At 39.6% G+C, this 22,218-nt stretch carries 19 protein-coding genes; 16 read left to right on the top strand and 3 right to left on the bottom strand.

The window, feature by feature from the left end:
- Positions 1-26 precede the first annotated feature (26 nt).
- From H5122_RS04985 to H5122_RS05005, 5 genes are read left to right on the top strand one after another with little or no spacing between them, the layout of a single operon-like run.
- Positions 27-1,082 (top strand): agmatine/peptidylarginine deiminase, encoded by a 1,056-nt coding sequence (locus H5122_RS04985; protein ID WP_182682650.1) that lies wholly within the window; start codon positions 27-29, stop codon positions 1,080-1,082.
- Positions 1,079-1,972 (top strand): carbon-nitrogen hydrolase, encoded by an 894-nt coding sequence (locus H5122_RS04990; RefSeq protein ID WP_182682649.1) that lies wholly within the window; start codon positions 1,079-1,081, stop codon positions 1,970-1,972. Before H5122_RS04985 ends, H5122_RS04990 begins: the two co-directional genes overlap by 4 nt.
- A gap of 59 nt (positions 1,973-2,031) precedes the next feature.
- Positions 2,032-5,505: a transcription-repair coupling factor gene (gene mfd, locus H5122_RS04995; protein ID WP_182682648.1), complete on the top strand. Its 3,474-nt coding sequence runs from the start codon at positions 2,032-2,034 to the stop codon at positions 5,503-5,505.
- Positions 5,505-6,341: a peptidoglycan binding protein CsiV gene (locus H5122_RS05000; protein ID WP_182682647.1), complete on the top strand. Its 837-nt coding sequence runs from the start codon at positions 5,505-5,507 to the stop codon at positions 6,339-6,341. Before mfd ends, H5122_RS05000 begins: the two co-directional genes overlap by 1 nt.
- A 19-nt stretch (positions 6,342-6,360) precedes the next feature.
- Positions 6,361-6,615: a lipoprotein gene (locus tag H5122_RS05005; RefSeq protein ID WP_024597375.1), complete on the top strand. Its 255-nt coding sequence runs from the start codon at positions 6,361-6,363 to the stop codon at positions 6,613-6,615.
- Between the two features lie 54 nt (positions 6,616-6,669).
- Here the strand turns inward: H5122_RS05005 and H5122_RS05010 are convergent, their stop codons facing one another.
- From H5122_RS05010 to H5122_RS05020, 3 genes are all read right to left on the bottom strand, one after another.
- A complete protein-coding gene (locus H5122_RS05010; RefSeq protein WP_024597376.1) occupies positions 6,670-8,022 on the bottom strand; it encodes a hypothetical protein in 1,353 nt (450 codons plus the stop codon).
- A gap of 104 nt (positions 8,023-8,126) precedes the next feature.
- Positions 8,127-10,709 (bottom strand): TonB-dependent receptor, encoded by a 2,583-nt coding sequence (locus H5122_RS05015; RefSeq protein ID WP_182671753.1) that lies wholly within the window; start codon positions 10,707-10,709, stop codon positions 8,127-8,129.
- Between the two features lie 621 nt (positions 10,710-11,330).
- A complete protein-coding gene (locus H5122_RS05020; protein WP_039490088.1) occupies positions 11,331-11,756 on the bottom strand; it encodes a hypothetical protein in 426 nt (141 codons plus the stop codon).
- Between the two features lie 340 nt (positions 11,757-12,096).
- On the opposite strand from H5122_RS05020, the gene ccoN reads away from it, so the two are divergent.
- From ccoN to ttcA, 11 genes are all read left to right on the top strand, one after another.
- On the top strand, positions 12,097-13,530 hold the full coding sequence (gene ccoN / locus H5122_RS05025; protein WP_002961515.1) for a cytochrome-c oxidase, cbb3-type subunit I: 1,434 nt from the start codon (positions 12,097-12,099) through the stop codon (positions 13,528-13,530).
- Between the two features lie 12 nt (positions 13,531-13,542).
- A complete protein-coding gene (ccoO, locus tag H5122_RS05030; protein ID WP_024597379.1) occupies positions 13,543-14,217 on the top strand; it encodes a cytochrome-c oxidase, cbb3-type subunit II in 675 nt (224 codons plus the stop codon).
- 6 nt (positions 14,218-14,223) lie between these two features.
- Positions 14,224-14,409: a CcoQ/FixQ family Cbb3-type cytochrome c oxidase assembly chaperone gene (locus H5122_RS05035; protein ID WP_024597380.1), complete on the top strand. Its 186-nt coding sequence runs from the start codon at positions 14,224-14,226 to the stop codon at positions 14,407-14,409.
- Positions 14,406-15,440 (top strand): cytochrome-c oxidase, cbb3-type subunit III, encoded by a 1,035-nt coding sequence (gene ccoP, locus H5122_RS05040; protein WP_182682646.1) that lies wholly within the window; start codon positions 14,406-14,408, stop codon positions 15,438-15,440. The genes H5122_RS05035 and ccoP overlap by 4 nt, the downstream gene beginning before the upstream one ends.
- Before the next feature lie 149 nt (positions 15,441-15,589).
- Complete coding sequence (locus tag H5122_RS05045; protein ID WP_002963075.1) at positions 15,590-16,081, top strand: FixH family protein; 492 nt, start codon at positions 15,590-15,592, stop codon at positions 16,079-16,081.
- An 8-nt stretch (positions 16,082-16,089) separates the two neighbouring features.
- Positions 16,090-18,465, top strand: coding sequence for a heavy metal translocating P-type ATPase (locus H5122_RS05050; protein ID WP_182682645.1), 2,376 nt, complete (start codon positions 16,090-16,092; stop codon positions 18,463-18,465).
- A complete protein-coding gene (gene ccoS, locus H5122_RS05055) occupies positions 18,462-18,629 on the top strand; it encodes a cbb3-type cytochrome oxidase assembly protein CcoS (protein ID WP_002963071.1) in 168 nt (55 codons plus the stop codon). The genes H5122_RS05050 and ccoS overlap by 4 nt, the downstream gene beginning before the upstream one ends.
- On the top strand, positions 18,622-19,293 hold the full coding sequence (locus tag H5122_RS05060) for a sulfite exporter TauE/SafE family protein (protein ID WP_182682644.1): 672 nt from the start codon (positions 18,622-18,624) through the stop codon (positions 19,291-19,293). The genes ccoS and H5122_RS05060 overlap by 8 nt, the downstream gene beginning before the upstream one ends.
- A 70-nt stretch (positions 19,294-19,363) precedes the next feature.
- Positions 19,364-20,101: an FNR family transcription factor gene (locus H5122_RS05065; RefSeq protein WP_182682643.1), complete on the top strand. Its 738-nt coding sequence runs from the start codon at positions 19,364-19,366 to the stop codon at positions 20,099-20,101.
- Positions 20,102-20,204: 103 nt separating this feature from the next.
- Entirely contained in the window at positions 20,205-21,137 is a 933-nt protein-coding gene (gene uspE, locus H5122_RS05070; protein ID WP_165743043.1) for a universal stress protein UspE, read from the top strand.
- A gap of 153 nt (positions 21,138-21,290) precedes the next feature.
- Positions 21,291-22,205 (top strand): tRNA 2-thiocytidine(32) synthetase TtcA, encoded by a 915-nt coding sequence (gene ttcA / locus H5122_RS05075; protein ID WP_182682642.1) that lies wholly within the window; start codon positions 21,291-21,293, stop codon positions 22,203-22,205.
- Positions 22,206-22,218: the final 13 nt, after the last annotated feature.

Genomic DNA, 22,218 nt, shown 5'->3' on the forward strand with positions numbered 1-22,218 from the left:
GCCATCTTAATTAGTATATAAAATTCATGAACTTTAGACTTTTACCAGAATGGGCCGAGCAAGACGCTGTTATGCTTACATGGCCTCACAAAGACACCGATTGGGCCGACAACTTAGCGCGTGTAGAACCTGTATATATTGAACTTGCTAAACACATAACAACGCAGCAACAGCTTGTTATTGTGGCGCATAACAGTGCCTTAAAAGTGCATATTACAGCATTACTAAATAGTGCTAACGTCTCTCTTAATCGTGTTCATTTTGTAGTAACGCCTACTAACGATACCTGGGCGCGCGATCATGGTCCGCTTACTTGCGCCGCTATTGATTCAACAGAACAATTAAAAGTATATGATTTTACTTTTAATGGTTGGGGCAATAAGTTTGAAAGCGCATTAGACAATCAAATCAATCGTACTTTGGTAAAAGAGCTAAGTAGCATAAACAACCAATATCAAGCGCTCGATATGGTACTTGAAGGTGGCGGTATTGAAATAAACGAGCATGGTGTGTTACTAACAACCAGCGAATGTTTGCTTAACAAAAATCGTAACCCAGATTTAAATCCTGTTGACATAGAAATACTTTTAAAAGAGCACTTAGGTGCGACGAGTTTTTTATGGGTTGAACATGGCTATTTAGCGGGCGATGACACCGACAGCCACATTGATACTTTAGTGCGTTTTGCACCAAATAATACCCTTGTATATGTGCAGTGTGACGATAAAACTGATGAGCACTTTAGCGCACTTGATGCGATGGAAAAACAACTAAAAACCTTTAAAACTGCCGATAACACCCCATATAACTTAATTGAGTTACCGTGGCCAAAAGCCGCTTATGACGATGAGCAAACACGCTTACCGGCTACCTACGCTAACTACTTAATTATTAATAATGCTGTGCTTGTGCCAACGTATAATGATGCCAATGATGAGCGTGCTCTTGCGCAAGTTCAAAAAGCATACCCACAACACACTATTATTGGCGTAAATTGCCAACCAATTATTGAACAATTTGGCAGCCTACACTGTATTACAATGCAATTACCTCGTGGATTTTTAGCTGGAGCAGCACAATGACAAGCCCTGCAAAATTAACCGTTGCGTTAGTGCAACAAAGCAATAGCGATAACGCTCAGGACAATATGGCAAAATCAATGAGTGCCATTCGTGAAGCCGCTCAAAAAGGTGCAAAACTGGTTGTACTCCAAGAGCTACACCGAAGCCTCTATTTTTGCCAAACCGAAAATGTTGACGTATTTGATTTAGCCGAAACCATTCCAGGCCCTAGCAGTAATGCCTTAGGTGAGCTTGCTAAAGAGCTAAGCATTGTTATTGTCGCGTCTTTATTTGAAAAGCGCGCTACGGGCCTTTATCACAATACTGCAGTTGTATTAGAGCAAGACGGCAGTATTGCAGGTAAATACCGCAAAATGCATATTCCTGATGATCCAGGTTTTTACGAAAAATTTTACTTTACCCCAGGTGATATCGGTTTTGAGCCTATTCAAACCTCGGTGGGTAAATTAGGCGTGCTAGTATGTTGGGATCAATGGTTTCCTGAAGCTGCACGTTTAATGGCAATGGCTGGCGCTGAGGTATTAATTTACCCAACCGCTATCGGTTGGGATCCTAACGACGACATTGCTGAGCAAACTCGTCAAAAAGATGCGTGGGTTATTAGCCAGCGTGCCCATGCTGTTGCCAATGGCGTGTCGGTAATTAGCTGTAACCGCGTTGGCCATGAAAGTGACCCTAGTGCGCAAAGCGATGGTATTTCGTTTTGGGGCAATTCGTTTATTGCAGGCCCACAAGGTGAACTATTAGCAGAGGCTAATAATACTGATGAGCAAATTTTAGTAGTAGAAATTGATCAAAAACGCTCAGAAAACGTAAGACGTATCTGGCCTTTCTTGCGTGATAGACGAATTGATCACTATAAAGACCTAACAAAAATATACCGAGACTAAGTAATCTTAACTCAAGATGGCTCTTACTTGCTAAGAGCCAACTATAAATGGAGTAATAAATGGCGTTTGAGCAATGGGCAGCCTTGCCTTGGGTAAAATCTCATAAAGATAAAATTCAATGGGGCCAGCTAAGCGGAAGTGGTTTAAGTATTGCTATTGCTGAAGGCGTTAAACAACAAGATAACTTAGTCTTAATTGTTACGCCTGATACACCAAGTGCACTGCGCCTTGAAACAGAATTAGAATATTTATTACCCGATAACCCAGTCATGGTATTTCCTGATTGGGAAACTCTGCCATACGATCATTTTTCTCCCCATCAAGATATTATTTCAGCCCGTTTGGCCACGTTAAACACCTTAAAAAAAGAACAACAAAGTGTGTTAATTGTGCCTGTATCTACTTTAATGTTGCGCACAGCCCCGGCCTCATTTATTTACGGTTCAACAATAAACTTTAAAGTGGGCGACAAGCTAGACACTCATAACTTTCGTGACAACTTAGAGCAAGCTGGTTATTTAAATGTTCAACAAGTAATGGAGCACGGCGAATACGCTATACGCGGCTCTATCGTTGACTTATATCCAATGGGTAGTCCACACCCATTTAGACTCGACTTTTTTGATGACGAACTCGATACCATTCGCTTATTTGATGTAGAAACACAGCGCTCTGATGAAAAAGTAGATAAAATTGAGCTACTTCCAGCGCATGAATTTCCTACTAACGACGCTGATATTGAACGTTTTAGAATAAGCTACCGTGAAAAATTTGGCGCAAGCTCGCAGCAAGACTCAGTATACATGCAAGTAAGCAAAGGTAACTGGCCTGCAGGTATTGAATACTACATGCCGTTGTTTTTTGAAAAGCTCGCGACTATTTTTGACTACCTGCCAGATACAACAACCGTTATGCAGCTGGGTGATTTAGAGCATGCGGCAGATAACTTTTGGCACGATGTAAATGTACGTTATGAAAACCGCAGAGTTGACCCACTTCGTCCATTACTTGAACCTAATGCGCTTTATCAGCCAATTGAAGAGCTGTTTTCTAATTTAGGCAATTTTGCACGTATTAGATTATCCCTTGCAAAGCTTGGTACTAAAGCAGGCAATAAAAACTTAAGCGTTAGCGAGCTGCCAGCCATTCGAATTGATCATAAACATCATGAACCTTATGGCGCGTTTATAAATTATGTAGCAGAGCAAAAAAAGAAAAAAGGCCGCATATTACTCAGTGTTGAATCCGATGGTCGTCGCGAATCATTGCTGAGCATTTTAAAGCCAAGCGGTTTAAAATTTAAAGAATTTGAAACACTCGAACAATTTATAAAAAGTGCAAGTGACGTAGGCCTAATAGTAAGCCCCCTCGAGCAAAGTGTCGTACTTGGCACTAAACCAAGCCTTTCTATTATTACCGAGCAAGAACTGCTTGGCATAAAAGTATCTCAGCGCAGACGCCGCAAGCACAAGTACGAAGCCAGCCAAGATGCACTAATCCGTAACTTAGCCGAGCTTAAAGAAGGTCAACCTGTTGTGCATCTCGATCACGGTGTTGGCCGTTATCAAGGTTTGCAAACCATTGATGCTGCAGGTGTAGTTACTGAATTTGTAACAATTACTTACGCAAGTGAAGCTAAATTGTACGTGCCAGTGTCTGCATTGCATATGCTTAGTCGATACTCTGGCGGTGAAGAAGCCAGCGCCCCGCTGCATAAGCTTGGCTCAGATGCGTGGGAAAAAGCAAAAAAACGTGCTGCTGAAAAAGTACGCGATGTCGCCGCTGAATTACTTGATATTTATGCTCAGCGCCAAGCAAAACCAGGTAATAAATTTACCCTAGATGCCCCTGCATATCGCCAATTTAGCGATAGCTTTCCGTTTGAAGAAACTGACGATCAGCGTAACGCCATAGAAGCCGTATTAGGCGATATGCAATCAAAACAAGCGATGGATCGCTTAGTGTGTGGTGACGTAGGCTTTGGTAAAACAGAAGTGGCCATGCGCGCTGCTTTTGTTGCGGTTAACGATGATAAACAGGTAGCCATTTTAGTACCAACTACCCTGCTGGCTCAACAACACTATGAAAACTTTAAAGACCGTTTTGCTGATTTTCCTATTGAAGTAGGTGTGCTTTCGCGCTTTAACTCCACTAAAGAGCAAAAAGACACACTTGAAAAAATGGCCAACGGTAAGCTCGATATAGTTATTGGCACACACAAACTTATTCAACAAGATATTAAATTTAACGATTTAGGCTTGCTCATTGTTGATGAAGAGCATCGCTTTGGTGTTCGCCAAAAAGAGAAAATTAAAGCACTGCGCGCCGATGTAGACATACTCACACTGACTGCAACGCCAATACCTCGTACACTCAACATGGCCATGAGCGGCATGCGCGATTTATCAATAATCGCAACGCCACCGGCTAAACGTTTAGCGGTAAAAACCTTTGTACGCCAACGCGATGTAGAACTAATACGCGAAGCGGTACTGCGAGAAATTAAACGCGGTGGCCAAGTTTATTTTTTACATAACAACGTAGAAACTATCGAACGTGTTGCACAAGAAATTAGTGAATGGGTACCTGAAGCTAGTGTAACTACAGCCCACGGTCAAATGCGCGAGCAAGAGCTTGAGCAAATAATGACTGACTTTTATCATCAAAAATACAACGTACTGGTATGTACCACGATTATCGAAACTGGTATTGATGTGCCTACGGCTAATACCATTATCATGGACAGAGCAGACAAACTAGGGCTTGCGCAATTACACCAATTACGCGGACGAGTGGGTCGAAGCCACCATCAAGCGTATGCCTACTTACTAACAGGTGACCCTAAAGCCCTTTCTAAAGATGCGAGTAAACGCTTACAAGCAATTGAATCATTAGAGGATTTAGGTGCAGGTTTTGCCCTTGCTACACATGACTTAGAAATTCGTGGTGCGGGAGAGCTACTTGGCGATGATCAATCAGGCCAAATGCAAACCATCGGCTTTAGTTTATATATGGAAATGCTCGAACAAGCAGTAAATGCGCTGCGCGAAGGTAAAGAACCAACGCTTGAAAACCTATTACAAAAACAAACCGAAGTAGATTTAAAGCTGGCTGCATTATTACCTGATGACTACATACACGATGTTAATGCACGCTTGGGTATGTATAAGCGCATAGCAAGTTGTGCTAACCTTGATGATATGGATGAACTACAGGTAGAACTAATAGACCGCTTTGGTTTACTACCTGATGCTGCTAAAAACCTATTTAGCCTACAATTATTAAAAATGAAGGCTAGTAATTTAGGTATAACTAAAATTGAGGCAAATCCAAAAGGTGGTTACTTTGAGTTTAGCCAAGATACCAAGGTTAACCCTAGCTTCATCATTGGCTTGATACAAAGTGCGCCTAAGGTGTACAAAATGGATGGCGCAAATAAACTGCGCTTTGCAATTAGTGAGGCAAATGCCCGCGAACGCTTAAAAATGGTCACTGCAATGATTGCAGATTTCGAAAAAAAGGTTAGCCATTAATGTTGCTAAAAAAATCGCTTATTGTTTTATGCTGCTTATTTAGCAGCACTGCATTTGCAGAACGCTGGTTTGAGGTTGAGGTGCTTGTATTTAAACAGCGCCCTGCCCCGTATTTACAAGAAGACTTTAGCCTTAAGCACAAAGCTATTGAAGATAAAAATACGCTAGACTTACTGACCCCTCTTTACACTGAACAAGCAATGCAGGCCTGCATAGATGGCGATGAGCGTTTTCAAAAACGCACTTTTACTGATTCATTAGTTAATTCAAACCCGCAATCGGGTGTATGTGACAACAGTATTGACTACCTACAAAGCTACGATGAGCTACCTGTAACGCCTTTAGCACCCGCTAAAGATGATATGCAGCAAACCTATTTATTAGCGCCGCAACAGCTGCAATTTAAAGCGCAATATAGGCAACTAGACCGCAAAGGCTTAACACCTATTCTACATACTGGCTGGCGCTTTGAAGGCGCAAGCAAGTCACGCGCCCCAAGCATGCATTTAATAGCGGGTAAGCATCTTAAAAATGAACCCAATGTAACACCTAGCTATTCAAACCCTGATTTTGTAAGTTTATTGAATTCACAACCGGCGCTATTTAACGACCCAGATCAATCAAAAGCAGAATGGGAACTAGACGGTTTATTTAAAATACATTTACGACATTATTTATACATAACAGCTAATTTTGATATTAGCCAAAAGCTAGAAAACGGCGATATAGAGTCAGCCCGTTTCTCTCAGTTTAGACGTGTAATTAGTGGTGAAGTACATTACTTTGACCATCCACGAATGGGCATGATTGTCCAGATCAGAAAATTCAAACATTAATATTAAGTAGGATATAACAATGAAAAAACTCCTTATCATCGCAGCTACATTAAGCCTTGCGGCTTGTTCTAAGGTAAGTCTTGAAAATTATGAAAAAATTAAAGTAGGCATGGATAAGACTGAAGTTGAAACTATTTTAGGCAGTGCTGATAACTGTGTTGAAAAAACACTACATACTAACTGTGTATGGGGCGATGAAGCAAAAAATATCGAGATCACGCTAGTATCAGACAAAGTAACTTTGTATAGCAAACATGGCTTAGCTAATAAATAAAGTGACCAAATATTAGGGGCTGATTGTATCAGCCCCTTTTAAAATTAATTAAACTCATTTTTTGGAGTAGATAAGCTCAATATTAACGATTTTACTGCGATTTAACGTTATTTTATAGCGTTGATAAAGTGTTTTATCTTCCTCAGTTAGAACAAGTACCATGTTTAATTGATAACGCCTTTCTACAGCCTGCTTAGAAATTTTATTACTGTCTAAATGATATAGCTTCCCTTCACCACGTTTTAAATAACGTGCAAATGGTGCAAGATTAAATTGTAGCGTGTGCTGTAGTGTATCGTAGCCGGGCAAAAATTCTTTCGCACTAACACGTGTCTCACTTGCAAAGTGTAACCACTGCGCAGCTTGTTTATTTTGTTGACGACGTTTTGAAAAAATAGATTTCACTTCTTTAGGTATTTTCTTAAAGCGCATGTATTCAAGCCAAATTAACTGACTCGCTACTTTGTCTTTGGTAATACTATTTTTAAAACTAAATCGCCACTTAGGTCGCCCTTGTACAATGGCTCGCCAAATCATACGTGTAATATCCTCTTTAAATATTTCACGTAGCCCGTAAATAACCCCTAAAATTAAAATAAGCGTCGCGGTGACTTCAGTAAACGTTGAGCGAGCATTGAGTATTACAACCATCACAAATGCCATGATAACAGCTGTAACAGTGCCTTTAACTAATCGCTTAAGGTAGCTGTTAAGAAACCGCGTTTGACGCTGTAATATTACGCCGTGCTCAATTAAGCGTTGTAACAAGCGCATTTTATTTGTTATTCGATTTGCGTCTTGCATGGTTGTTTCAGAGTTGTAGCTTTTCTCTGCTCGATACGTATTTTCGCTTTTACAAAACTGCAGTAAATCGTTACGCTCTTTTGCATAATCGCTACTACGTGGGCCTTCATCTAAAAGCTTTAAAAAAGATTGCTCAACATGCCAACTTAAATAGTTATCAGCATTGGTAAAAAATGGCAGTAGTTTTTCGTCATCTGGTGTGTAGCGACGCAGCTTTTTTAAAAGCCCTTCGCTTTGCTCATATACCTCGTTAGCACGTTTATAAAAATCTTCTGCCTCATCAATTTTTAACGCGTCTTTTATATCGGCATCAAGGGCTAAACGTACTTGATAACAAAATAAATTAAGATTTTGCCGGTAATCTTGTTGCTCACCTTTGTTTTTACTAACAAAACGGCTTCTCACTAAAGGCAAATGTATATTGTTAGCGTTATACGCTAGGTGTGATTTAAAGTGGTTATTAAAGTAAGATTCTTCGGTAAGTGTTTGCGGATTAATCCCCATTTCATTAGGGATAGAAAAATACAGATCTATGCGCTGTTCAGAACGAGGAGTTAGTTCTGGTTCAATGACAAAAGATAAGTTTTCATCTTGTTTTAACAATCAGTTCTCCTTCTAAAATATCGTTTTAGTGTACTTGTCTCCTTTATTTTGTTCAATAAAAAAGGCTCAGTAAATACTGAGCCTTAATAAGATTAATGTGCTAGTTAAAATTTAACGTTTACACCAGCAAATACACGACGGCCAAGTACATCATATGTGTACGGGTCAGTATTAGAATCGTTGTTACCTGAGTAGTATGGTGGTTGCTTATCGAATAAGTTATTTACACCTGCAGTTAACGAAACCATGTCACTGATAAAGTAAGAACCGCTCACATCATGGTAAACAACAGATGGTGTTGTTGGTGCATAACATGTAGATTCTTTACCTAAACAGCTGTAGCTATCCATTCCTGCAATGTAACGTGCTTTGTAGTTAGCAGACCAAGCATCACCTTTAACATCTAGCTCAAAGTTTGCTTTTACGTCAGCATAACCACCTATACCAGAAGTAATTAAACCAGCGTAATCAATGCTTGATTCAATAACATCAACAGTGTACTCGTCAAGGTAAGTAACATCTAGTGACGTATTCCAAGCAAGGCCAGCTAAATCAAATTTGTAATTTAAGTTTAAGTCATAACCTTTTGTTTGCTCATAACCTACGTTTTGTAGTTGGTTATTAAACGCGATACGACCTGTGCTTTGGTTAAAATCGATATTTGCTGAACTACAAAGTGCTGTTGATTGATTCGCTAAAGAGCCATCTGTTGCAAGACATGAATCAACAATGTATTGGTTGTTTACTGTAGCAATAGCGTTTTCGATTTCAATGTCGTAGTAATCTAACGTCATTGAGAAACCTTCAAACCATTCTGGTTCGTAAACTACACCAACGGTAACTGTATCAGCTAATTCAGGTGTTAATTGGTCATTACCACCAACGGTTACTTCAGCCTGATCTTGTGCACCGGTGAAGCTAACTTGCTCATAAGATGGAGAATCACCTGAGTATAGCTCAGCAACTGTAGGAGCACGGAAAGCTGTAGAACGAACACCACGAAGCATTAATTCGTCGTTTACACGCCAAGTTAAACCAAGTTTCCACGTTTCATCAGAACCAAATGTACTGTAATCAAAAGCACGGATCGCAGCGCTTAATTCTACATTTTGTGCAAGATAAGCATCTGCAACTAAAGGAATAGCCAGCTCAAGGTATGCTTCGTTTACATCAAAACGACCGCTTGTTGCATCAACGCGTGGGTCATTTGCAAGGCCTTGTGAAGTGATCGAATCTGGTGTGTACCACGCTTTTTCTTCACGGCGTTCAAGACCTGCAGCAAAACCTACAAAGCCCGCAGGTACTTCCATTAACTCACCAGAAAGCGCAGCTGTAATCATAAATAATTGACTGCCGCCTGAGTTTTGCTCAGTGTAAACATAATCACTAAAGCTACTGCTTGACCATGAAGCTTGTGAAAGTGGGTTAAAGTTACCAGCTTCAATTTCGCTTTGAATTGAACCCATATTGTGAAGGTTGCTTAAGCGATCTACTGAGTCATTACGACCAAAAATTACTGATGTATCCCACTCTAAACCGTTATCTAAATAACCTGCAGCACCGATAACAGAACGAACTGTATCAACTACTTGAGATGAATCACGTGTACCAGTGTCAACCATACGACGGCCGTAAGAAACTTCATCACCGTAATTAATATTTTGGTCGATTAAAGAATCACCCATCCACTCAGCGTAGTCAAAGTCGAACCATACTGGTTGAGGTGCTAATTGCTGCTCTGACCAACGTTTTGAGTATGTAAATTCAGAGTATAAACGCGTGTCATCAGTTAAATCAAAACTACCAATACCTGTAAGGTTTAAACGACGCATTGGCGTGTATAAGTAGCTAGATTGCGAATAGTTGTAAGCATCACTAGTACCAAAGTCGTGCCAACCATTATCAGCTTGACCTTGTAAAGATTCATCACCTGACCAAACATGGCCATTAGGAGTATAAGAAGAACCAGAACAGTACGGAGCACTGCCATCGCCATCTTCAGTTAATGGACAATCAGAAAAGCTACGATCAGCCTGAGAAGCATCGCCACGGTCTGTGTACTGCAAACCGATTACAACGTTACCACGACCGAAGTTACCACCCATTGTAATATCAAAAGACGTTTCATCTGCGTCACCTTCAGTAGTGATTGCTGATTTAACATTAAGGTCTAGGCCTTCAAAGTTATCTTTTAAGATAATATTTACAACACCCGCAACAGCATCAGTACCATAAACAGCAGATGCGCCATCTTTAAGTACTTCAATATGCTTGATCATAGATACTGGGATAGTATTTAAATCAACTGTAGAAGCTGCGCCTGTACCTGAGTTGATCATACGGCGGCCGTTTACAAGTACTAAAGTACGTTGTGAACCTAAACCACGTAAATCAATTGATGCATTACCACCAGAACCATTATTGATACCTGGGTTTGTCATTGCGCCGCCTGTAGCGGTCATTTTTTGTAGTACAGAATCTACTGATACTGCGCCTGAAGCAGCAATATCATCAGCACCGATAATAGTAACTGGGCTAGCGGTTTCCATATCTGCGCGCTTAATGCGAGAACCCGTTACTTGAATTTTTTCGATTGCTTGTGCTGAGTCTTCAGCAGCAAGAACTTGCACACTTGAGAACATTGGAAATGCTGCGATTACAGCTAAACCAAGAGTTGATTTTTTCATGAAAGAACCCTACTTGTTGGAAATTTACCTTTATTGGTAATGCTCACTTTTTATTAGAATAGTGAGTCAGGTGGGCAACTTAGGCGCTTTTAACTGAACGAAAACTTAACGACAGCTCAATTTATATCAAGAAATAAAATGGAATAACTATAGTAGGTACATAGGTTACATTATGTTTCAGTGTTAATTAATAAATACACTTTAAAAACAATGCCTTGAAAAAATAAGGAAACATTAGAAACACACCTGAAACCAAAGTGATTCACTTTGTAATCAAATGTAATTAACTGAGCTACGTACCAAAAACAGACAAATTAACAACTTAATCACAGCACATTATTAAAACCGCAAAACTAAATGTTAATTAATAACCATATTTATGCATACTTGGTGCTTAAATAGTCTTATTTAGCCCCTTTGGAAGGTTTTTTGATTAGATTTTTTATTCAGTCGTAATTAAAGTTGAACTTTTAGAGAGCACTTATTCACTATTGAAGTTTTGTCAGTATTAAAACCTAAAAAGGCAATTTTATTGATCTTGTCACTCAAATAATCGTATGTATAAGAAAACGAACTCACATAAAAAATGTAAGCTGTATACAAGAGCTTGTAGTCGCGACTTTAATACGTTACGTAAAAAGAGTAATTGAGTGTTTGTATTACAGAGGTGGCATTATCTTTAACGGTTAGTTCTAAATTCCAAAGCATATTTTGCTCTGAACAAATACCAACCATAGTATTACTTTGCCAAAGATCATTATGTTTTTTAAATTTTTGGGGAATGTAACCCATGTACATAGTGATGCCTTTAAGCTTGGCATCTTCAATTGTAACGTTTGCAGGTAAGTCACTAAAGATAGTAAATGGGGTTTCGGGGGAAAGGGTTTTCTCGCTTAACCATACTTTAACATCATTTGAAAAAGTACAAGGCAAATTGGCTTCGCACTGGGCATTTTTAAGAAATTTTTCATCTGTATTTTTAGAAAAATCACACGCTGTTAATAAAAAAAACACCACAGTGAATAAACTTAACCTATATATAAGCATAACAATTTCGCACTAAAGAAAAGCAAATACTAATAATCGTGACTGTAAATAACAAGTGCGAGTGTTACTATTAGGCCAAATTAGGCACAAACTGTATCAAAAAATAAACAACAAGCTCACAAAGTTTGATTGATGTCATAATTTTATGTAATTGACCTATCTTTTTTAGGCCAAAAAATTTATCATTTCACCCGCAAAAAATAAGGGTTTCTCAAGTTTTTTTTCTGAAGTTTTCATGTATTGAAAGTTTTAGGTAAGACGCTTGAGGAAAATAGTAGGCCCCACTTTTAATAGTGGGTAATTCATTTCTAAACGCATTTATTGCAGCGGAAGCCAGAAAATGAGCCAAACAGTAGCATCACAAACTGAGTATAACTATAAGGTTGTACGCCAATTCGCTATTATGACAGTGATTTGGGGCATCGTTGGCATGAGTATTGGGGTTCTGATTGCTGCCCAATTAGCTTGGCCAGCACTTAACTTTGATACACCATGGTTAACTTACTCTCGACTACGTCCGTTACACACGAACGCAGTAATTTTCGCATTTGGTACTAGTGCACTGTTTGCGACGTCTTATTACGTCGTACAACGTACTTGTCAAACGCGTCTTTTCTCAGACAAACTCGCCGCCTTTTCATTTTGGGGCTGGCAGCTAGTTATTGTATTAGCAGTAATTACATTACCACTTGGTATTACTAGCTCAAAAGAATACGCAGAACTTGAATGGCCAATCGATATTTTAATCGCTGTGGTTTGGATTGTTTACGCTATTGTATTCTTTGGTACTTTAATCAAGCGTAAAGTGTCGCACATTTATGTTGCTAACTGGTTCTATGCTGGTTTTATTATTACTGTTGCAGTACTACACATTGTAAACAGCATGGCAGTGCCTGTGTCGTTAACTAAATCATACTCAATCTACGCAGGCGCAGTAGATGCTATGGTTCAGTGGTGGTACGGTCATAACGCTGTAGGTTTCCTATTAACTGCAGGTTTCTTGGGTATGATGTATTACTTTGTACCAAAACAAGCAGGTCGCCCAGTTTACTCATACCGTTTATCGGTAGTTCACTTTTGGGCATTAATTTCATTATACATCTGGGCAGGTCCTCACCACCTTCACTACACTGCGCTTCCTGATTGGACGCAAAGTTTAGGTATGGTTATGTCTATTATCCTATTCGTACCGTCTTGGGGTGGTATGATTAACGGTATTATGACCCTATCAGGCGCATGGCATAAACTGCGTACTGATCCAGTACTACGCTTCTTAGTTGTTTCATTGTCTTTCTACGGTATGTCTACGTTCGAAGGCCCTATGATGGCAATTAAATCTGTAAATGCGTTATCTCACTACACAGATTGGACAATCGGCCACGTACACTCAGGTGCACTAGGTTGGGTTGCTATGATTTCAATTGGTGCTATTTACCACTTAATTCCTGCGTTATTTGCGCAAGGTCGTATGTATAGCGTTAAATTGGTTAACACCCACTTCTGGTTACACACTGTAGGTGTTGTTTTATACATTGTTGCAATGTGGATCTCTGGTGTAATGCAAGGTCTAATGTGGCGTGCGGTAAATGCCGACGGTACATTAATGTACAGCTTTGTGCAGTCTTTAGAAGCGTCACATCCTTTCTACATTATGCGTTTTGTAGGCGGTGTATTCATCGTAACAGGCATGTTAGTTATGGCTTATAACGTTTTCCGTACAATTTCAGCTGAGAAAGAATCTCTGAAGTTAGACGCGCAAGCACAATTAGCATAACGGAGTGAGATGATGAGCAATAAAAATTCACAAAACAAACATGAAATAGTAGAAAAGAACGTTGGCCTTATGGCTATTCTGACTGTTTTTGCTATCAGCTTTGGTGCATTAGTTGAAATTACTCCGCTAATGTTCCAAGACGACACAACTAAACCAGTAGAAGGCCTACGCCCTCTTAATGCTTTAGAAATGGAAGGCCGTGACATATATGTACGTGAAGGTTGTTATAACTGTCACTCACAAATGATCCGCCCTTTTCGTGATGAAGTTGAGCGTTACGGTCACTACTCTGTAGCGGGCGAATCAGTATGGGATCACCCTTTCCAATGGGGTTCAAAACGTACTGGTCCTGACCTTGCTCGCGTTGGTAAACGTTACTCGGACGACTGGCATTATGCTCACTTAGTTGACCCACGTGCTGTGGTTCCTGAGTCGAATATGCCAGGTTTTCCTTGGTTAGCAGAGGATAAGGTAGATACAAGCCTGACTCTGAAAAAACTACAAATTTTCCGTGATACTTTTGCTATTAACCCAGAAAACCCTAAACACCCGGGCCTAGGTTATGGCAGCGACGAAGAACTTAAAGCTGATGTTGAAAAAGTTAACGCTATGAATAACGGCGAAGGCGCAACAGAAATCCAAGCTCTAATCGCGTATTTACAGCAACTTGGTACCCACTTGAAGTAAATTATTATGGATTACGGAACATACAGAGGCATTTTGACTCTGGTAATTTTAGTATTGTTTATTGTGATTGTTGTATGGGCATACAGCAAGCGTAGCAAAAATCGTTTTGATAGCGCTGCTAATGCCATTTTCGAAGATGAAAAAAAACATAACAACACACTCTCTAACGAGGAAAAGGAGTCTGAAAAATGACTAGCTTTTGGAGTATTTGGGTTATTGTATTAACCCTTGCATGCTTATGCATCATCTTTGGCCTATTAGTTTGGAACTTAAAAAACTATGCTGGCGTAAAAGAAGGTGAAAGCTGTGGACATGAATTTGACGGCATTGAAGAGCTAAATAATCCACTACCAAAATGGTGGACTTACATGTTTTTCGCAACTTTTATTTGGTCAGTATATTATCTTGCAGCTTACCCAGGTTTAGGCAACTGGGAAGGTTTAGGTAAATGGACTAGCTCTAATCAAGGTATTACGTCTTTAGCTGAATCTAAAAAAGCAGTTGCAGATGCAAAAGCAGAAGGTCGCTTTGTTAAACTTGATAAAGAGTATGAAGCTGCAGAAGAACGCTTTGGTCCTATTTTTAATCGACTTGCACAAGTGCCGGTTTTAGATTTAGTTAATTCTAAGTTTGAAGGTGACGCAGCGCAGCAAGTTGCTCTTGAAAATGGTGACAAACATGAACAAACAGATGGTCAATTAGCCATCGAAATTGGTCAGCGTTTATTCTCACAAAACTGTGCGCAATGTCACGGCTCTGATGCACGTGGTGGAACAGGCTTCCCTAACCTAACTGATAAAGATTGGTTATATGGCGGTACACCAGACAAAATTAGAGAAACACTGCTTAATGGTCGTATAGCTGCAATGCCAGCTTGGGGCGATGCTCTTGGTGAGCAAGGCGTTAAAGAAATGACAGCACATGTGCTGAGCCTTTCTGGTCGTACTGTTAACCAAAAAGATGCAGCCGCAGGTAAAGCTAAGTTTGCTATGTGTGCTGCATGTCACGGTGCTGACGGTAAAGGGTCGGTTGCACATAACCTACCATTTGGCGCGCCTAACCTGACTGATAACATTTGGTTATACGGTGGTTCTCAACGTGCTGTTGAAGAAACGCTTAACCACGGCCGTGCTGGTGTAATGCCTGCTTGGAAAGACATTTTAGGTGAAGATAAGATTCACTTATTAACAGCCTACGTTTACAGTTTATCGCAAGATAAATAAGCACGCGGTTAATAAAATGTTTATAAATTAATTTATTTAATTCAATAGATTAATCCAGATCAAAAAAGCCTCCACTGTGAGGCTTTTTTTTAGTCTTTTACGTATAATTCCTATAAAATAACACTTCCTAAACTAACTTTAGAGACACTATGCAACCTACTCCGTGGTATAAAAATTTTTGGCCTTGGTTTTTAATCTTTTTTCCGTTAGTTGCCATTATTGGCTGTATTAGCTTATTTATTACGGCAATAGGTAACGGCCCAGATATGGTTGTTGACGACTACTACAAAAAAGGCAAAGCAATAAACTTAGAACTGACTAAGTTTGAAAAAGCAAAAGCACTTTACTTACATGGCGAATTAAATGTAACCAACGAGCGTGTAAGCTTTAAGTTTACAAAAGGTGACAGTAGCAATGTACATGTTTTAAAACTTTCGTTTTACCACCGTACTATTAAAGCGCATGACTTTGAGGCCACACTTACGCCTAATGCCAATCAAGAATTTACTGCATTACTTGATAAGTATACGCCAGGTGCATATTCTGTATTTATTGAGCCAATTGATGGCAGCTGGAAACTAAAAGAAAACATTGTTCTACCGACGGCTGAAACCGTTTTAGTTACTCCTAACTATAAGTAATCATCACTATGTCTCTCTCTTGCTTTCATTGCCTTGAAAGTGTGCCAAACGGATTTAGCGCAAACGTTATAATTGACGATATAGCCCAGCCAATGTGTTGCATTGGCTGCCAAGCAGTTGCACAAAATATTGTTGATCAAGGTATGACTGATTATTATAAATACCGAACTGTTCGCGCAGGCAAAGTTGAGCAACTGGTACCTGAGCAACTCGCATTTATAAAAAGTTATGACAATGAAGACATTCAAGACGAATTTATAGCCACTAACGATAATATCTCAGAGGTATTGTTGAGTGTTGAAGGTATAACCTGCGCAGCGTGTGCGTGGCTTATCGAAAAACAACTCTTAAACTTAAAGACTGTAAAACGGGTTGATGTAAATACTTCCACCAACCGCGCGATGATCCAATGGGATAAAACCAGCACCCCATTGAGTGAAATTATTACTTCCTTAGCCAAAATTGGTTATAAAGCCTACCCATTTCAATCAGATATTGAAGCTCAACAAAAGCAACAAACTGCCAAAGCCTATATTCGCCGCTTAGGTGTTGCAGGCTTAATGACCATGCAAGTTATGATGTTTGCGTTTGCCATGTACTTTGGCATGTTTTCAGGCATGGATAGTAATTTTGAGCAGTATTTTAGATGGATCAGCTTAGTACTTGCCTCTCCGGTTATTTTATATAGCGCACTGCCTTTTTTAACCAACGCCATAAATGGCTTAAAAGCAAAACAGCTCAATATGGACTTGCCCGTATCGCTGGCTATTTTTGGTGCGTTTGGCGCAAGTTGTTACGCCACATTTATGCAAGTCGGCGAAGTATATTTTGAATCTGTGTGCATGTTTACCTTTTTACTTTTATTAGGTAAGTATCTTGAATTTAGAGCGCGTTTAAAAGCGAGCGAATTTACTGCCAACTTACAAAAATTATTGCCATTAACAGCCCGCACCATTAACGACAGTGGTGAAGAACTTATAATTGCAGCCAAAAAACTAAAACTTAATAACGTAGTACTCATTAAAGCGGGTGAAACGATCCCTGCCGACGGCGAGCTTATTAAGGGTAAAACTACGGTTGATGAATCAATGATGACGGGCGAACACCAACCCGTTACAAAATTTATCGGCCACAATGTCTACGCCGGTTGCGTTAACCACGACGGCGTTATTGAAATAAAAATTAATAAAATTGGCCAAAATACGCTTTTAAATCAAATCATACGTTTGCAACACAACGCATTAACTAAACGCCCTAAACTGGTTGAAATTACAGATAAAGTTGCGCAATGGTTTATAGCGTGCCTGCTTATATTTGCTTCACTTACAGCTATTGGCTGGTACCAAATTGACCCTGAACACGCATTTTGGATCACCATTTCGGTTTTAGTTGCTACCTGCCCATGTGCCCTGAGTTTAGCCATACCAACCGCACTTACATGCGCGGTTGCAACCTTGACCCGTAAAGGCGTATTAATAAAACAAGCGCATGTGCTCGAAACACTCTCACAAATTACGTTATTTGCGTTTGATAAAACAGGCACACTTACTCAAGGTAAATTTAGCCTAGATGAAGTAGATATACTCGATAAGCAATACACAAAAGCGCAAGTGCTAGATATAGCAGCTATGTTAGAGCGTTATTCTGAACACCCTATCGCCAGCGCATTTGATGAAATTACTCCTGCTCACCACAATATTAATAACGTTGAAGTGCATCCAGGTCTGGGAATTAGCGCACAAGATGCAACTAATCATTATGCAATTGGTAAAAGTGGTTGGTTTGATAGCAAAAAATCAAATGCACAAGCTAGCTTGTATATAAATAAGCAGGTTGTTGCACGTTTTTACTTTATTGATAAAGTAAAAAACGATGCTAAAAAGCTTATAGGCTCACTTCAATCGCAAAATTTAACGTGCCATATGTTAACCGGTGACGCATCAGATGCTGGGCAAAAAGTAGCTAAACAACTCAACCTTGAAAGTGTGCAATCTGGGTGTTCGCCACAAGATAAACAAACAGCCGTTGAACAATGGGCGTCACAAAACGAAGTTGTAGCAATGGTCGGCGATGGCGTAAACGACAGCCCTGTATTTGCCAGTGCGCATTTATCCATTGCAATGGAAACCGGTGCTGACATATCAAAAAATAGCGCCGATGTAGTGCTCCTTAATAGCGATTTAGCGTCAATTGATCATTTACTCAATGTGGCAAAACAAACCAGACGAATTATTAAGCAAAACCTTGCGCTGTCTTTATTGTATAATGCGTCCATATTACCATTGGCAGCACTGGGCTTAGTTGCTCCGTGGATGGCTGTTATTGGCATGTCTGCCAGCTCAATTATTGTGATTAGTAATTCACTAAGGCTATTAAAGTTATGAGCATAATTTACATTTTGATCCCCATTGCCATTTTGTTTGTCATTATTGCTATAGGCGTTTTCTTTTGGGCCGTAAAGAGTGAGCAGTTTTCTGATTTAAATAAGCAAGGTCATAGTATTTTGTTTGAAGATGACAAAGAGCAACATAACAAAAGTAATGATTGATCCTCTTTACACCAGCGCATTTTTAATGGGACTAATAGGTAGCGGTCATTGCATTGCCATGTGTGGCGGTATTGCAAGCTCATTACAACTGGCAAGTGATAAACGCAAAACATTTACCTATTCATTTGCCTATAATACCGGGCGTGCACTGAGCTACATGGTAGCAGGTGCACTTGTTGCTGGTATTAGCAGCCAATTTGCTAGGCAAAACACATCTTTTTCTTTAGCACTTTCATTCATTGCAGCTATTTTTATGCTCCTAGTCGGCGTGTATATAATGCGCTTAGGCCCTACGTTGCAATGGTTAGAAAAAATTGGTAAAACCTTAGTGTGGCAACACATTGTTAAGCTAAATAAATACTTAATGCCTATTAACTCGCCTTTTAAAGCTCTAGGTTACGGTGCTTTGTGGGGATGGCTTCCATGTGGACTTGTTTACTCAGCACTTACATGGGCGATGACTAGCCCAAGTGCTCTAGACGGTGCTTTAGTGATGCTTTGTTTTGCTTTGGGTACTTTCCCCGCAATGATCACGTTAGGCGTTACCGCACAAAAACTAAATAGTATTATTAACCACCCTTGGACCCGAATTGGATTGGGCAGTGTTATAATCTGGTATGGTATCTACTTATTGATAATTGCAACTGACAAGCTGATACAATAACCTATTCGCAGTATTAACCTTTTATGGTTATTTTGCAGTCGTGTGTATAAAAATTTAAACGGATTAAATTATGGATTTCTCTCAAAGTCGCGCTAAAAGTAATTGTGCTATTAGCTGTAATAACTGCAGTATTAGTCAATTGTGCTTGCCATTTTCACTCAATGGCCAAGAAATGGATAAGCTAGACGAAATTATTGAGCGAAAAAAACCACTCCATAAAGGCGATTATCTATTTGAATCAGGCGCGCCTTTACAGGCTATTTATGCTGTACGCTCTGGCTCATTTAAATCGTACACATTATCAGAGCAAGGTGATGAGCAAATAACCGGGTTTCATTTAGCGGGTGACTTAGTAGGCTTTGACGCAATAAGCAAAATGGCGCACCAGAGTTTTTCACAAGCACTTGAAACGTCAATGGTGTGCGAAATACCATTCGATACCCTTGACGAACTTGCTGGTAAATTACCAAAACTTCGTCAACAAATAATGCGCTTGATGAGCAGCGAAATTACATACGATCAAGAAATGCTGTTATTACTCAATAAAAAATCAGCAGAAGAACGCTTAGCTAGTTTTATTTATAACTTATCAGAGCGTTTTGGCGAGCGTGGTTTTTCACGCAAAGAATTTAGATTTACCATGACTCGCGGTGAAATAGGTAACTACTTAGGCCTTACCGTAGAGACCATTAGCCGTTTATTAAGCCGTTTTCAAAAAGCCGACTTAATTAAAGTAGAAGGTAAATTTATTACAATTTTAGATAATGATGCCTTAGCTAAAACGGCAGCAATCGTTAAGCCTCGCTAAATTAAATAGTTTGATTTAGAACAACAATTTATATGCTACCCCTTTAACTGTTTTATATTTGCGTTACACTAATTGTACACCCGTTAGGCAAATGGAGTAGCATATGAACACTATTAAACGCATTATTGCGGTTATTGACCCTACCAAAGACGATCAACACGGTTTATCACGTTCAATAGACTTAGCCAAAAAATCTGGCGCAAGTATTACCGCCTTTATGACGGTTTACGACTTCTCTTATGAAATGACAACGATGCTATCTGGCGATGAACGCGAAGCAATGCGTGATGCCGTACTAAAAGATCGCCAGCTATGGCTTAACGATTTGGTTTCACCTTACAAAGATATAGATATTGACACCCAAGTGGTTTGGCATAACCGTCCTTATGAAGCCATAATCGATACTGTAATTGATCAAAAGTACGACTTAGTAATTAAAGGCACACATCAACATGGTGCACTTAAATCCGTTATTTTCACCCCTACCGACTGGCATTTAGTACGAAAATGCCCTGCCCCGGTGTTGTTTGTTAAAGAAATGGCATGGCCAGAAAACGGTAATATTTTAGCTGCTGTGAATGCGGTTAGTGAAAACGAAGAACATGTAGCACTTAATAAACGGGTAATTAAAGACGCACAATTTTTATGTGAACTTGCCAACGCAAAACTTAATTTAGTTAATGCTTATCCTGCAACGCCCATAAATATAGCAATTGAAATTCCTGAGTTTAACCCTGGACTTTATAACGAATCAGTTAAAAAACACCACATTGAATCAACCAATGCACTTGCTGCTGAGTTTAATTTAAGCCAAGAGCAATGTTTTATTGAAGAAGGCCTACCAGAGGATGTAATCCCTGATGTAGCTAAGCGGTTAAATAGCGAATTAGTTGTTATTGGTACCGTTGGTCGTACAGGCTTAAGTGCCGCTTTAGTAGGTAATACAGCAGAGCATGTAATTGATAGCCTTGACTGCGATGTACTGGCACTCAAGCCCGATGGTTACGTAAGCCCGATGGCAAAGAAACTAGATTAATTAAAAATTTAGCAAGTAACAAACTGGATATTACTTGCTAAAAATACCGTGTTTAATTACATCCTAAACTCGCATATTCAGGTGGTTTGGGTATAATACGCCCCTTTATTTTTAGCAAATAACTTTGCTGTATTGTTTTACTAGGGGGCGTAATTGTCACACTCAGATCAAGCTAAAGCTCAATTTAACTTAAATAAGCTACAAAAGCGTTTACGTCGCCAAACTGGTCAAGCCGTTATGGACTTCAATATGATTGAAGAAGGTGACCGTATAATGGTGTGTTTATCAGGTGGCAAAGACAGCTACACAATGCTTGAAATGCTTCAACATTTAAAACGTGTAGCACCTATAAAGTTTGATCTCGTTGTTGTAAACCTAGATCAAAAACAACCAGGGTTTCCTGAGCACGTTTTACCCCAGTATCTTGATAAATTAAATGTAGAATACAAAATTGTAGAAGAAGATACCTACAGCATTGTTACTGACATTATTCCTGAAGGTAAAACAACCTGTTCACTTTGCTCACGACTGCGTCGTGGTATTTTATACCGCACAGCAAATGAGTTAGGCGCAACTAAAATAGCCCTTGGCCACCATCGTGACGACATGATTGAAACGTTGTTTTTAAATATGTTTTACGGTGGAAAACTAAAAAGTATGCCGGCTAAATTAATGAGTGATAACGGCGAGCATATGGTTATTCGCCCACTTGCATACTGTAAAGAAAGCGACATAAGCCAATACGCATTTGCACAAGGTTACCCTATCATTCCGTGTAACCTATGTGGCTCGCAAGAAAACTTACAGCGTAAACATACAAAAACAATGCTCGCTAAATGGGATGCGGAGCATCCAGGTCGTATTGAGAGTATTTTTACAGCAATGCAAAACGTCGTGCCTTCACACTTAGCTGATGCTGATTTGTTTGATTTTAAAAACTTACAAACAGGTGAAGTCATTGATGGTGGCGATATAGCTCTTGATAAGCCAGACATTCCTAAAGTGCCTGTTACTAATGAGCTTGATGAACAAGAAGCGCCAAGTGTAGTTACTATAAATCTAAGCTAACATATCTAAGCTA

Origin of the sequence: Pseudoalteromonas sp. SG43-8 (assembly GCF_014164245.1) — a bacterium.
GTDB classification, from domain to species: domain Bacteria; phylum Pseudomonadota; class Gammaproteobacteria; order Enterobacterales; family Alteromonadaceae; genus Pseudoalteromonas; species Pseudoalteromonas distincta.